Annotated in this window: 11 protein-coding genes, 1 tRNA gene and 1 riboswitch; of the genes, 9 read left to right on the forward strand and 3 right to left on the reverse strand. The window is 47.0% G+C overall.

What is annotated here, in order from left to right:
• Positions 1 to 81: 81 nt before the first annotated feature.
• A riboswitch (FMN riboswitch) is annotated at positions 82 to 255 on the reverse strand.
• 353 nt (positions 256 to 608) lie between these two features.
• The 3 genes from ACTHY5_RS01165 to pyrB all read right to left on the reverse strand — a co-directional run bounded on the left by ACTHY5_RS01165 (position 609) and on the right by pyrB (position 4,243).
• Complete coding sequence (locus ACTHY5_RS01165) at positions 609 to 2,525, reverse strand: RecQ family ATP-dependent DNA helicase (RefSeq protein WP_441875192.1); 1,917 nt, start codon at positions 2,523 to 2,525, stop codon at positions 609 to 611.
• 327 nt (positions 2,526 to 2,852) lie between these two features.
• Positions 2,853 to 3,311: an aspartate carbamoyltransferase regulatory subunit gene (gene pyrI, locus ACTHY5_RS01170; protein WP_441875231.1), complete on the reverse strand. Its 459-nt coding sequence runs from the start codon at positions 3,309 to 3,311 to the stop codon at positions 2,853 to 2,855.
• A gap of 8 nt (positions 3,312 to 3,319) precedes the next feature.
• A complete protein-coding gene (gene pyrB / locus ACTHY5_RS01175; protein WP_441875195.1) occupies positions 3,320 to 4,243 on the reverse strand; it encodes an aspartate carbamoyltransferase in 924 nt (307 codons plus the stop codon).
• 316 nt (positions 4,244 to 4,559) lie between these two features.
• Here pyrB and ACTHY5_RS01180 point away from each other — a divergent pair.
• The 9 genes from ACTHY5_RS01180 to htpX all read left to right on the forward strand — a co-directional run.
• A tRNA-Trp gene (locus ACTHY5_RS01180) sits at positions 4,560 to 4,636 on the forward strand.
• Positions 4,637 to 4,691: 55 nt separating this feature from the next.
• Positions 4,692 to 5,069 (forward strand): hypothetical protein, encoded by a 378-nt coding sequence (locus ACTHY5_RS01185; RefSeq protein ID WP_441875198.1) that lies wholly within the window; start codon positions 4,692 to 4,694, stop codon positions 5,067 to 5,069.
• A complete protein-coding gene (gene rimI, locus ACTHY5_RS01190) occupies positions 5,045 to 5,521 on the forward strand; it encodes a ribosomal protein S18-alanine N-acetyltransferase (RefSeq protein WP_441875201.1) in 477 nt (158 codons plus the stop codon). Before ACTHY5_RS01185 ends, rimI begins: the two co-directional genes overlap by 25 nt.
• A gap of 49 nt (positions 5,522 to 5,570) precedes the next feature.
• Positions 5,571 to 6,590 carry a peptidoglycan DD-metalloendopeptidase family protein gene (locus ACTHY5_RS01195; RefSeq protein WP_441875204.1) on the forward strand — a complete coding sequence of 340 codons (1,020 nt, stop codon included), beginning with the start codon at positions 5,571 to 5,573 and terminating at the stop codon, positions 6,588 to 6,590.
• A gap of 236 nt (positions 6,591 to 6,826) precedes the next feature.
• Positions 6,827 to 8,119 carry an NRAMP family divalent metal transporter gene (locus tag ACTHY5_RS01200; RefSeq protein ID WP_441875207.1) on the forward strand — a complete coding sequence of 431 codons (1,293 nt, stop codon included), beginning with the start codon at positions 6,827 to 6,829 and terminating at the stop codon, positions 8,117 to 8,119.
• 257 nt (positions 8,120 to 8,376) lie between these two features.
• On the forward strand, positions 8,377 to 9,903 hold the full coding sequence (locus tag ACTHY5_RS01205; RefSeq protein ID WP_441875210.1) for a Re/Si-specific NAD(P)(+) transhydrogenase subunit alpha: 1,527 nt from the start codon (positions 8,377 to 8,379) through the stop codon (positions 9,901 to 9,903).
• Positions 9,904 to 9,906: 3 nt separating this feature from the next.
• Positions 9,907 to 11,286: a Re/Si-specific NAD(P)(+) transhydrogenase subunit beta gene (gene pntB, locus ACTHY5_RS01210; RefSeq protein WP_441875213.1), complete on the forward strand. Its 1,380-nt coding sequence runs from the start codon at positions 9,907 to 9,909 to the stop codon at positions 11,284 to 11,286.
• A 255-nt stretch (positions 11,287 to 11,541) separates the two neighbouring features.
• Positions 11,542 to 12,111, forward strand: coding sequence for a LemA family protein (locus tag ACTHY5_RS01215; protein WP_441875216.1), 570 nt, complete (start codon positions 11,542 to 11,544; stop codon positions 12,109 to 12,111).
• Between the two features lie 52 nt (positions 12,112 to 12,163).
• A partial coding sequence (gene htpX, locus ACTHY5_RS01220; protein ID WP_441875219.1) for a zinc metalloprotease HtpX occupies positions 12,164 to 13,092 on the forward strand: 929 nt, incomplete at its 3' end.

Here is a 13,092-nt window from a genome sequence, read left to right on the forward strand (position 1 = left end):
CTTTAACTTAGGGCATGGTTCTTTGGTCAGCATTTATTACACCACAAGCTGGTGATAAATGACTGTATTAAAGGACATGTCTGACGCTCTCTATCATCCGGACTATCACCGTCGGCTCTGGAGTTACACCAGATCTGCTAGACCCTTATTAACGCAGATATTGCGTTAATAAGGCGCTCGCGGGCTTTACGATGAGGATGAGTCCTCTTCATATTTACCGCCGGTGGGGAATTACACCCCGCCCCGAGAACGAAGTCGGTCACACCGACAGTGAGAATATAGAGGGTTATGACAATAGAGTAAAGCCTAACACCTTCGGTGAGCTGTAAGCTTAAAGCCTGTCACTTCATCACATCTTTTTGTTGATGTTTGAGTAGAAGTCAGGCAGAGCGCGCTACTCCGCTCGACTCGCCGTAAACCCCTCCATGGGGGCTCCGCCGCGCAATCTGCCCGCCATGGATGGCGGAAATGCAGAAATGGCAGGAGCATTTTTCTGCCCTGGCGCGGAGGGTCGACGGAGCAGACATCCTCTGCCTTCCCATTAGCACTGGGGTAGCCCCAAAAATGCCAATTTTTACAGCCTCTGCTTGGTGTTTGAGTGCTGAGCGCTATATTGCTATGGCTAAAGCGCTGCGAATATCGCTGAAACTGTGTTGCTCTAGGGCGGCAAAGCCGGGCTGCTTTTTGGCTTTGAGTTGGTTGAGTAGCGGTGTGCTAATGCCACATAAAAAACAGGTAAGAGTATGCAAACTCAATGGCGTTGGGTGTTGCTCTTGTAGCGATTGGCACCACTGTTGTAATTGTGCTGTGGTTGGCAATGTAGGAGTGGCAGGCTTGGGTAGCTTAGCAACACGGCCGGCACATACTGAACAATGGCCACAGTGTTTAGGGGCATTATGATCGCCAAAATAACTGGCTAGACACTGACTTAAACAGTGTTCACTTTCAAAAAACTGGATCATCTGCTCAAGGCGATGAATTTCATTGTGTTCTTTTTGTTGAAATAACTGATGCAGGCGCTGAGCTTCAGCTACTTTATCGAGTGTGGGCTCTAACACCTGATACACCTCAATCATTTGTTTGCTTTCTAGCACAATTAAGCCTTGCTCGTGCAAGTAATCTAGCGCATTGATCACTCGTTTTCGTTCACCAGAGGCGGTGTGCCATATAGCGTCAAAGTCGACCTGACACCAAGTTTTTGCTTTTGGGGAGCCTTGAAACACGGCAGTTAAAAAGGCTTGTCGCTCGGGATTAAAGCGGCTGATAATCTCCTCTGCTGAGGCGACAAATTTAAAACGGTAATCGCCATAGTAGCTATATAAGGGGTTGATAACGCCATTAAGCTCTAAATAAACGAGTAAGGTTCTTAAGGGTAATACCCGAATATTGCAATGATTAGCCAAACGTATGGGCATAATTTCCCAGTGTCCGCCTTGGCTAGGAAGCTCGTTAAGTAACGCCTGAATCGCCTCAGGTTCGGGCGTATCGCCATAGACGAAGTTTTCTAGCACATTTTGACCGGCTAAATTCCCCAGTAAGATGCAATGCGACTCCTGCCCGTCTCGTCCTGCTCGGCCTATCTCTTGGCTGTAATTCTCAATCGACTTTGGTAAATCAAAGTGAATAACACGGCGAATATCTGACTTATCGACCCCCATGCCAAAGGCAATGGTGGCCACGATGCAGGGTTCCACACCTGTCATAAAATGATGCTGCAATTGCCGACGGTGGTCTTGATCCATACCCGCATGATACGCCCGAGCTTGAAGGCCAGCGGCCATTAACTGCTCTGCTACCCGCTCGGCTGTATGTTGTAAGGTGACATAAACAATGGTGGGCGCGCTTGGATTTAGGCGTATTTGCGCTATTAATGCCTGTACTTTATCGGACTCCGCCACCGGCAATACACTAAGGTGTAAGTTTTCGCGATAAAAGCCGGTAAGCACCACATTGTTTGCAGGCAGCGTAAACTTTTGCTGCATATCCTCTATGACGTTGGGAGTGGCGGTGGCGGTTAATAATAGGACTTGCGCTATGTTTAAGCTGTGACAATAGCTAGGCAGCTTTAAGTAATCGGGTCTAAAGTTATGTCCCCATTCCGAAATACAATGTGCTTCATCAACCACTAATAATGAGATGGGTACTTGCCCAATAAATTGGCGAAAACGTTCGTTTTTAAGGCGTTCAACTGAGATCATTAATACCTTAATACGCCCCTCACGCACCCCTTGCATCACGTTACGGCTTTCTTCAAAGCTTTGAGTGGAGTCGATGCTGGCCGCAGGAATATTCATACGCTCTAAGAAGGCTAACTGATCTTGCATCAGTGCCAGCAGTGGTGAGATAACCAACGTAAGATGAGGTAATAAAACGGCTGGGAGTTGATAGCACAGCGATTTACCTGATCCGGTTGGAAAAATGGCCGCTGCTGATTCACCCGCCATAATGCGCTCAATGACGGCCTGTTGGCCTGGGCGTAAGCTAGAAAAGCCAAAGTGTTGTTGTAAGGTATTAAGTAACGACATTATGATTGCCCCAAAAAAGCCATCTTTATATCTTGGCTTGGGGTTTGTGTTTTAGCAATGTTAGCAGCGCTTTCAAGCGCCATACGAGAAGATCAAATATCCGCTTTCGTTTAATACCAATCGTACTAAATAAGTAGTCAGTTTGTACTGCCAGTAAAAGCCGAACAAAGGGGCCACTACACCGACACGCATCAAGCACATCCATGTGGCGCTCAAACACATGACGTCCCTGTCATGTGATGGTCGGCTGAGACTATCCCTGCCGCCTCTTTTTGGGCACCGAGTCGGAGGAGGTGTGCCCTATGCATGACGGCTTAATGCTGTTCTTTAAAAGGTCATAAAGTCTTGATGGAAGGACTTTTCACAATAGTTACAGCGAAACCGTACCTGATCTTTTACTGCTCGCACTTTAAACTTACTGTTCACCGGCTCATTGTGGCTAATGCAGTTAGAGTTAGGGCAAGAAAATACATCTTCTACTTGCTCTGGCAACTCTAGTTGTAGCTTTTCGACCACCTCAAAGTCTTCAATAATATTAACGGTGGCATTAGGCGCAAACAAGGCTAATTGATTCGCTTGATCTGCAGACAAACGGGTATTCTCTACCTTAATAATGTCTTTAGCGCCTTGCGCTTGAGAAGGTAGGTTAAGACCAACAGTAATTTTTTCTTTGGTTTGTACCAGTCTAAATAACTGTAAAATTTTAATGCCCTGACCCGCAGGAATATGGTCGATGACGGTGCCACTATGAATGGCTTCAACTTGTAATTGGCTTTTATGCATCAGAATGTCTCTCACAGGCTTTTATTGAGTACTAAGGCAAGTAACGCTTGGCGGGCATAGACGCCATTTTCTGCCTGTTCAAAGTAGTAAGCATAAGGGGTGTCGTCTACTTCAGGTGAAATTTCATCAATGCGGGGCAGCGGATGTAAAATCTTTAAACTATCCTTAGCGCCTTCTAACACCTCGGGCGTGAGTACATACTTGGAGGCCACATGTACGTATTCTGTTTCATCAAAGCGCTCTTTTTGCACGCGGGTCATATACAGAATATCCACCTCATCCATAACTTCTTCTATGCTGTCACGAAATTCAAAGTTAAGGCCTTTTTCTCTGAGCTCATCACACAAATACTCGGGCATAGCTAGTGCTTGAGGAGCCACAAAATAGAACTTACAGCCAAACAAGCTTAACGCTTGAGTAAGGGAATGCACGGTGCGTCCATATTTAAGATCGCCCACAAAGGCGATAGTTAAACCTTGTAAAGTGCCTTGGGTTTCATAAATAGTAAATAAGTCGAGCAGGGTCTGGGTCGGGTGCTGGTTAGAGCCATCACCGGCATTAATGACCGGCACCGACGAAAACTCAGCCGCTAAGCGGGCGGCACCTTCTTGGGGGTGGCGCATTACAAAGGCGTCACAATAAGAGCTGATCACTTTGACTGAGTCGGCTAAGGTTTCGCCTTTTTTGGCAAGTGAGGTACTGGTACTATCAGAAAAGCCGATCACCGAGCCCCCTAGCCGCTGAATGGCGGTTTCAAAGGATAAGCGAGTACGAGTAGAGGCTTCAAAAAAGCAGCTGGCCACCACTTGGCTGAGCAATACATCGGGGTGAGGCTGAGCTTTTAGCTTTACAGCGGTATCTATAATGAGCTCAAGCTCGGGACGCGTGAAGTCAGAGATAGAAATAATATGCTTTTGATATAGGGGATTTGCCATCAGCAACGCTCTTGCAGGTATAAGGTTGGAGCCACAAAAAAGCCCCATAACGGGGCTTTTAGAATGAATAGATTGCCAACGCGAGTGCCTTGACCGCCACCTAGAGGGGCGATTCGTAATAATACAGACTGCTTTATCACAGTAATGTACATTTATTAGTCACTCCGAGCGCGTGCGAATCTGACCAATTATAAAGAAATGTCTGCTATAAGCAAAATATCTGATGAATATGGTGAAAATATCAGCGAACGATCTTATTAATTAAAAATAGCTCTTTACCTTTAAACGAATTTCTCTATAATTCACCTCGTATTGCAGGGGTGTAGTTCCAATTGGTAGAACGGCGGTCTCCAAAACCGACGGTTGGGGGTTCGAGTCCCTCCACCCCTGCCAACTTCTTGCAAAAGCCAGCCTAACAGCTGGCTTTTTGCGTTATGGAGTATCAAAAATGACGCCACACCAAGCTAAACTCTGGCAGTTATTAGCATTACCTGCCTGGCAATGCGCCCACCCCGAACGATTACCTCTTGCTCCACTGCCGAGTGTGCCCGCTGCTGATATATTAGTGGTGCTTGGCCAAGGTAGAATATTGCCAGCCTCATTCTCAAGCGACATTATGCGTGGGCTCTCGCTCTCTGACACCCAACTGCAGGTAATAGATGAAGCAGCCTGGTTGGCAGCAGAGCAACCTAGTGCTCCTATTTTATTGGGGTTTAACTTAACGTGCAGTGTGGAATCTTTTAGTTGGCATGCAAGCCTACCATTAGCTGCTTCTGATAAAAAAGCATTGTGGAGTACCTTATGTCGCCTTTATTTCGCCCATTAAGCGTTAATGATCTAGACGCTATGTTAATGGTTGAACATGCCGCCCATGTTCATCCTTGGAGCCGTAAGCTGCTGGCTGATAGCTTTGGTGAGCGCTACTTTACTGGCTCGTTATGGCAGGCAGTGAATTCAACGGCACCGCAAGAGGGTGAGCAGTTAGTGGGCTATTTTATTGCTGATTGTGTGCTGGATGAAAGTACACTGATGAATATCTGTGTAGCACCACAATGGCAAGGGCAGGGCTTGGGTCGACAGCTAATAACACTGTATATGCACCAGTGTGAACAGCGTGGTGTGAGCCAATGCTGGCTTGAAGTCAGAGACTCTAATATTGCGGCACAGGCGCTGTATGCCGCCTGTGGTTACCAAGAAAATGGCCGTCGACGGCACTATTATCAAACCCACTCTGGCAGTGAAGATGCGGTATTAATGGCATTAACATTAAAAAAATAGCCAAACGTTTCCTATACTAACAGGCACACTCTCTTTTCAAGGACGAAACATGAGAGCACTATGGATAGCCCCGTTACGTATAAAGCTTGGTCAGACACTATTAACTTACTTACTGCTGTGGCCGCCGCTCGCTCAGGCCGATGTATATCGTTATCTCGATACACTTGGCATGGTGCACTATACCGATAATCAAGCCTACGCCGTCAAACGTTTACCAATTAATAGCCAAGAGCACCGTCTCCACCGTGATGGTGTTTTGGTGCGAGTCGTTAAAAAAGCAGAAGGTGATTATCTGTTTGTGTTAAATCGCTTCACCCATGCTGTAACGCTGAACTTACGCTTTTCGCAACAACGTAATCTAGTTATTCCCTCCCCACTCTTGCAGGCGCTGCTCATTCCTGCAAACCAAGAGCAGTTTATTGGTAAGCTGTCAGCCAAGACAGTAGGAGACTGGGACTATAATTACCATTTTGATTACCAGCTAGAGCCCGAGGTGCTGCACGCAGAGGCTCAGCTTGATGCCCGTTTGATCAGGCTTCCTGAGAGCTTTGTTCAGAAAAATACTGCCACCTCCTATTTTTCTGAACATCCCAACTTAGCGTCACCTGTATTAGGGCGTTATCGTATTGCCCAAGGCTTTAATGGTGATTTTAGTCATAATAAACTCTCAAATCGCTATGCATTAGATATTGCTTTGCCGGTTGGTACGCCTTTGTATGCGACTCGGGCTGGTGTAGTGATGGCGGCCGTTGATCGCTATGTGGGGGGTGGATTAGCGCCACAATATCGGGGTAAGGCGAATCATCTAAGGGTGCGACATGCTGATGGCACTATGACGTTGTATGCGCATTTACAAACGGGTTCACTACAGGTGCGCAAAGGCGAGCGAGTTAAGGTGGGGCAAAGGGTGGCTGCATCGGGTAATACCGGTTATAGCTCGGGCCCTCATTTGCACTTAGCGTTACAGATGATCAATGCAGGGCGTAAAGAGTCGGTTCCTTTTACCTTACAAGGCAATCAACCCATCGCAGGTTTGTGGCTAGCAGGCACCGCCATGGGGGATGAATAGTGAATAAAAATAAATAATCAATACCGTGTTATATAAGGAATTTGTTTATGCAGTGGCAGATATTTTTGGTGTGGTGTTAACTGTTAGGTTTAAATGCTATCTAATTATTATTTTGTGGTGTTGTATGCTGTGCGAGGTTGTTGGTCAAGCAGAAAGGCAGTTGATTTATTGGTTTCTCTGTGGCCTTTTACTTTATCTTTAATATAAAAAACAAAGTGAATAGGCAAGATATAACAATGGCAGAGTTAATGAATGCGGCAAAAGATGATTCCCGTAGCATAAGTCACTATATGCAAGTGTTGGGCCCCGGAATTTTAGGCGCGGCTGCGGCAATTGGTGGTTCACATCTTGTGGCCTCTACGCAGGCTGGCGCTATTTATGGTTGGCAGTTGGTGGGGCTTATTTTATTAGTCAATTTGCTGAAATATCCATTTTTCCAAATTGGTGCTCGTTACACCATGGCGGCAGAAGAGACTCTTATTCAAGGCTATGATCGTATTGGCCGTGGCTATCTTTATTTATTTACCGCACTCAATATAGTGGCCTCAGTAATCAGCACTGCTGGGGTTGCTATGCTATGTGGCAGCATTTTAGGGTTATTTATCGGTGATAGCCTAACGGTGACTCAGCTGAGCATGATAGTGCTGGTGGGCGCATTGGTATTTTTGATTACCGGCCATTATAAGACACTCGATAAAGTGGCCAAATGGGTGATTGTGGGGTTGGCCGTAGCGACTATAGCGGCGGTGTGTATCGCACTCAATAAAGGCGGTGTGGCGCCTCCTGATTTTATTTCTCCCAGCCCATGGGATATGGCATCGGTGGGCTTTTTAGTGGCATTAATGGGGTGGATGCCGGCCCCCATTGAGCTGTCTACTTGGAATAGCGTCTGGTTACGCCAGAAAAAATCACTTAACCAACGTCTCGATTACAAAGACGCCTTAGTGGACTTTAATGTCGGCTATATTACCTCTACCTTGTTAGCATTGGCATTTGTCGCTTTAGGTGCCTTGGTATTACACGGCAGTGGTACTAGCCTTGCTACTTCGGGCATTGCTTTTGCTCATCAGTTAGTAAATGTATATGCCAGTGTGATTGGCGAATGGAGCCGTTGGTTGATCGCACTAATTGCTTTTTTATGTATGTTTTCTACCACTGTAACCGTATTGGATGGCTATAGCCGCGCCTTAAGTGAATGTTTTGTGCAATTTAAGCAAGCTCAGGGCAGCGGCCCAACCGGCACCGGCAGCCGTTATACCTATCCTTTGATGATAGCGATGGGCATTATCAGTGCCTTTATTATTATGTTTTTTAAAGGCGCTTTGTTGGCGATGTTAGAGCTGGCCATGATCTCTGCCTTTATCAGTGCCTTGGTATTTTCTTGGTTGAATTACCGGTTAATGACATTGCCTCAAGTACCACAGCAATACCGTTTAGGCCGAGGTATGAGAGTCTTAAGTTGGGCCGGTATTTTGTTTTTTGCTGGCTTTAACTTGTTGTTTGCCTACTGGTATGTGTTTATAAAATAACGGAGCAATAGCTTCGCGCTATATATACAGCACGGTTATCACCTTTGTGATCGCGACCGCTAAAACGTACCTATCTTGTACATCAATCAGTGATATTGTGGTTATGAGTGTTAAAAACGACCATAAATCGGCCTTTTTACACACATACCAACATAAGTTGATCAATATATGACTGCTGCACAAAAAGGGGACAGCTTGTTTAGCGCTAGATGAACAATCGTCTTGGCGGCAATATCAACATTAATTAGGGATGTATTATGTTAATTGCAATTCCAAAGGAAACCCTGAGCGGTGAGACGCGGGTGGCTGCGGCGCCTAAGTCGGTAGAGCAGCTGCGCAAACTGGGGTTTGAGGTGTGCATCGAGCAGGGCGCAGGCAGCCAAGCCAGCTTTGATGATAGTGCCTATGAAGCGGCCGGTGCGACCATAGTGGATGCCGAAACTGTGTGGCAAGCGGCCATTATTTATAAAGTGAATGCGCCAAACAGTGAAGAAATTGCCAAGCTGCAAGCCGGCACCACGCTGGTGAGCTTTATTTGGCCGGCGCAAAACCCCGAATTAGTCGACCAACTTAAAGATAAAGGCGTGACCGTGCTGGCCATGGACATGGTGCCGCGCATTTCGCGGGCGCAGTCGTTGGACGCATTGTCGTCTATGGCCAACATTGCCGGTTATCGCGCCGTGGTTGAAGCCGCCCACGAATTTGGTCGCTTCTTTACGGGGCAAATTACCGCCGCAGGTAAAGTGCCCCCAGCTAAGGTGTTGGTGATTGGGGCCGGTGTTGCTGGGTTGTCGGCCATTGGCGCTGCCGGCTCTTTGGGTGCCATAGTGCGTGCCTTTGATACTCGCCCCGAGGTAAAAGAGCAAATTAACTCCATGGGCGGGGAGTTTTTAGAGCTAGATTATGAAGAAGAAGCTGACTCAAGCGATGGCTACGCCAAAGAAATGAGTCAGGCCTTTATTGATGCCGAAATGGCGCTGTTTATGCAGCAAGCCAAAGAAGTCGATATTATTATTACCACCGCTCTTATTCCTGGGCGCCCGGCCCCTAAGCTGATTACCGCCGATATGGTCGCTGCCATGCAGCCCGGCTCTGTGATTGTGGATTTAGCGGCACAAAATGGCGGTAACTGTGAGCTGACCCAGCCCGGTGAATTGTTTGTGAGCGATAATGGCGTAAAAATTATCGGCTATACCGACCTTAATGGTCGCCTACCTACCCAGTCTTCTACGCTTTATGCCACCAACTTGGTGAACTTGGCCAAGTTATTGTGCAAAGAAAAAGACGGCAATATTCACCTTGATTTCGATGATGTGGTGCTGCGCAATATGACGGTGGTTAAAGCAGGGGAGCTGACCTTTCCGCCGCCGGCCATTAGTGTCTCTGCCGCCCCTAAAGCGCCAGCCAGTGCAACGCCTTCTGCTGCCCCTGAGCCTAAGGCTCCCAGTAAGCTGAAGTATTATGTGGGCGGTGTCGGTGTCTTGCTGTTTGCTTGGTTATCGGCGGTGGCGCCGGCGGAGTTTTTATCCCATTTCACCGTGTTTGTGCTGGCCTGCATAGTGGGCTATTACGTGGTGTGGAATGTGTCGCACTCCTTGCATACCCCACTGATGTCGGTCACGAACGCCATCTCAGGGATTATTGTGGTGGGGGCTTTATCACAAGTGGGCAATGGGGGTTTTGTGAGCTTTTTGGCATTTATTGCCATTTTGATTGCCTCTATTAACGTGTTTGGCGGTTTTACCGTGACACATCGCATGCTTAAAATGTTTAGGAAGGGCTAATTTATGTCACAAGGACTGGTAACTGCGTCTTATATTGTGGCCGCCGTGCTGTTTATTTTAAGCTTAGGCGGTTTATCCAAGCAGGAGTCGGCAAAAGCCGGTAACTGGTATGGGGTGGCGGGCATGGCCATTGCTTTGCTGGCCACTATTTTTAACCCTGAGGTAACGGGCGTGGGGTGGATCATACTTGCCATGGCCATAGGCGCGGCCATTGGGATCCGTTTTGCATTAAAAGTCGAAATGACCGAAATGCCTGAGCTCATTGCCATCCTGCACAGTTTTGTGGGCTTAGCGGCGGTGTTTGTTGGCTTTAATACCTATCTTGATCATGAACCACTAAGTGGTGCCATGCTCAATATTCACAATACCGAGGTGTTCTTGGGGGTGTTTATTGGGGCTGTGACCTTTACTGGCTCCATTGTGGCCTTTGGCAAATTGCGCGGAACTATCTCCTCTAAGGCTCTGCAACTGCCCCATCGCCATAAGCTCAACTTGCTGGCGGTGGTGGTGTCTTTGCTATTACTGATCTGGTTTGTACAGGTAGAAGGCTCGACCTTTGCGCTATTGGTGATGGCGGTGATCGCGCTGGCGTTTGGTTGGCATTTGGTGGCCAGTATTGGCGGTGCCGACATGCCGGTGGTGATCTCTATGCTGAACTCGTATTCGGGTTGGGCTGCCGCCGCCGCAGGCTTCATGTTGTCTAACGACTTGCTGATTGTGACCGGTGCTTTAGTCGGTTCAAGTGGTGCTATTTTATCGTACATTATGTGTAAGGCGATGAACCGCTCTTTTGTCTCTGTTATTGCCGGTGGCTTTGGTGCTGATGAAACAGCAAGCCAAAACGGTGATGAAGATCAGGGTGATCATGTTGAAGTGAGTGCCGACGATGTGGCGGATATGTTGAAGGGCTCAAGCTCGGTGATTATTACCCCAGGCTACGGCATGGCGGTGGCACAGGCGCAATATCCGGTGGCCGAGTTAGTGTCTAAGTTGCAAGCAGCGGGGGTGACGGTACGCTTTGGTATTCACCCCGTTGCTGGTCGCTTGCCCGGACACATGAATGTGCTGCTGGCGGAGGCAAAAGTGCCTTACGATATCGTATTAGAAATGGATGAAATTAATGATGATTTCAGCGACACCGATACCGTTTTGGTGATTGGCGCCAACGATACGGTTAACCCGTCGGCGGCGGAAGATCCTGCCAGCCCTATTGCCGGCATGCCGGTTTTGGAAGTCTGGAAAGCCCAGCAAGTGGTGGTGTTTAAGCGCTCTATGAGCCCTGGGTATGCTGGGGTGCAAAATCCACTGTTCTTTCGTGATAACAGCACTATGTTGTTTGGTGATGCGAAAGACAGCGTGGATCGTATTCTTAAAGCGCTCTAGTCGGCAAGTATCACAGTCTAAATCTAAAAGAGCAGCCTAGCTGCTCTTTTTATTTGCTTTATCGACACGCAATCAACCCATCCATGGGGGCTCAGTAGATGATACCCGAGTGCCATGAATAGTCCGGTATGGGGCAGCTTGCTGGGGTGTGAAGGGGGCTGTTGCTCTTTAATACTGATCCATTGTTTGGTGTGTTTGTTATAATCAAGTTAACCTTATTGCAGGTACCATTAAAGCGTTATACGCAGAGGGTGTATGGAATATATATTTTTAGCTATTGCACTGGTGATTTTATTTTGGGCGGTCACGGTTTATAACAAACTGGTGGCCTTGATTGAGGCGGTGCTAAATTCAGAAAAAGAAATTTCTGTACAGCTAGATAGACGGGGCAAGGTGTTTGATAGCTTAATTTCAACCGTTAATCGTTTTTTGGAACATGAAAGTGAGGTTTTTACCAAAGTCACTGCCTTGCGGGCACAAACAATTGACCCCAATGCCTCGCCAGAGGCGATAAAAAAGGCAGAAGGCGAGTTGTCTAACATGGTGAGCAGTGGCGCTATTAATATCGCAGTAGAAAGCTACCCTGAGTTAAAGTCAGACCGTAATATGATGCAACTGCAAGAGGAAATTGTCTCGACCGAGAACAAATTAACCTTTGCCAAAAAGGCCTATAACAATGCCATTGAGCGCTATCAGGTCACGAAAAAGAGTTTTCCTAATATTATGGTGGTTAATATTTTTTCGGATTTAAATCAAGAGTTTGAATATTGGTCGTTAGATGAAACGACCATAAAAACCGAAGAAGCACGTCGAGTTCAGTTTTAATCAGCAGCCCCCGTGTGGGGCTTTTTTATCTTTGATTGAAAAGTGAAACACTATGGATTTTAGAGAGTCAATAACGGTTAACAACCGAAAGACCAAGTTGGTGGTGTTGAGCTACATTGCCATTATGCTGCTAGTGGGCTTGCTGGCTGATATTGCGATTCGTCCCTTATCGAATGCCGGGCTGGCGCATGATATGCAGCTGTACTTGAGCTTTTCGGCTATTCCTTATTTTACCTTAGGTATTTTGGCGTGCACCTTAGTCGGTGTTTTCATTATTAATAAGTTTGGGCACAAAATGATGTTATCTGGCTCTCAATATCGAGAGTTAGACCCAGACAGTCGCTTGTCTGATATTGAGCGACAAGTGGTGAATATGGTCGAAGAAATGGCAATCAGTGCTAACCTCGGCTATCTGCCCCGTACTTTTATTATGGAAACGGAGCAAATGAATGCGTTTGCTGCGGGCTGGAGTAAAGATAATGCCTTGGTCGCCGTGACATCGGGGTTACTGGAAAAGCTCACGCGCAGTGAAGTACAGGCGGTGATTGCCCATGAAGTGGGGCACATATTACACGGGGATTCTAAGCTCACCCTTTATGTGGGAATATTAGCGAATGTCATCTTAACGCTCACCAATATTTTTGCGCATGTATTTATGTTTTCTCGCAGCAGAAATAGCAATGCCAACAAAGCTAAAATGCTACTTATGGTATTAAACTTTGTCTTGCCGCTGATAACCCAAGTGCTCTACTTATATTTATCTCGCAGCCGTGAATACATGGCCGACGCCGCTTCGGTACAGCTTACCGGTGACAATCAAGCCATGATCTCTGCACTACAAAAGATCGCGGGCGATCATAAGCGTCATGATCCAGCAAGCAGATTAAAAGATGAGATCTATACCGAAAAGTACCGTGCTGCCGCCTATATCTTCAATAAAGGCGATTCCATTTTTTCGACGCATCCGTCAATAGAAAATCG

Source organism: Oceanisphaera sp. (assembly GCF_052084945.1).
Classification (GTDB): domain Bacteria; phylum Pseudomonadota; class Gammaproteobacteria; order Enterobacterales; family Aeromonadaceae; genus Oceanimonas.

What these genes read in the sequence shown, in the direction of transcription:
- ACTHY5_RS01215 (WP_441875216.1), top strand. Translation starts at nt 11,542, where the DNA reads ATGGAATATATATTTTTAGCTATTGCACTGGTGATTTTATTTTGGGCG.
- pyrB (WP_441875195.1), bottom strand. Translation starts at nt 4,243, where the DNA reads ATGGCAAATCCCCTATATCAAAAGCATATTATTTCTATCTCTGACTTC.
- ACTHY5_RS01185 (WP_441875198.1), top strand. Translation starts at nt 4,692, where the DNA reads ATGACGCCACACCAAGCTAAACTCTGGCAGTTATTAGCATTACCTGCC.
- rimI (WP_441875201.1), top strand. Translation starts at nt 5,045, where the DNA reads ATGTCGCCTTTATTTCGCCCATTAAGCGTTAATGATCTAGACGCTATG.
- ACTHY5_RS01195 (WP_441875204.1), top strand. Translation starts at nt 5,571, where the DNA reads ATGAGAGCACTATGGATAGCCCCGTTACGTATAAAGCTTGGTCAGACA.
- ACTHY5_RS01200 (WP_441875207.1), top strand. Translation starts at nt 6,827, where the DNA reads ATGGCAGAGTTAATGAATGCGGCAAAAGATGATTCCCGTAGCATAAGT.
- pntB (WP_441875213.1), top strand. Translation starts at nt 9,907, where the DNA reads ATGTCACAAGGACTGGTAACTGCGTCTTATATTGTGGCCGCCGTGCTG.
- ACTHY5_RS01205 (WP_441875210.1), top strand. Translation starts at nt 8,377, where the DNA reads ATGTTAATTGCAATTCCAAAGGAAACCCTGAGCGGTGAGACGCGGGTG.
- ACTHY5_RS01165 (WP_441875192.1), bottom strand. Translation starts at nt 2,525, where the DNA reads ATGTCGTTACTTAATACCTTACAACAACACTTTGGCTTTTCTAGCTTA.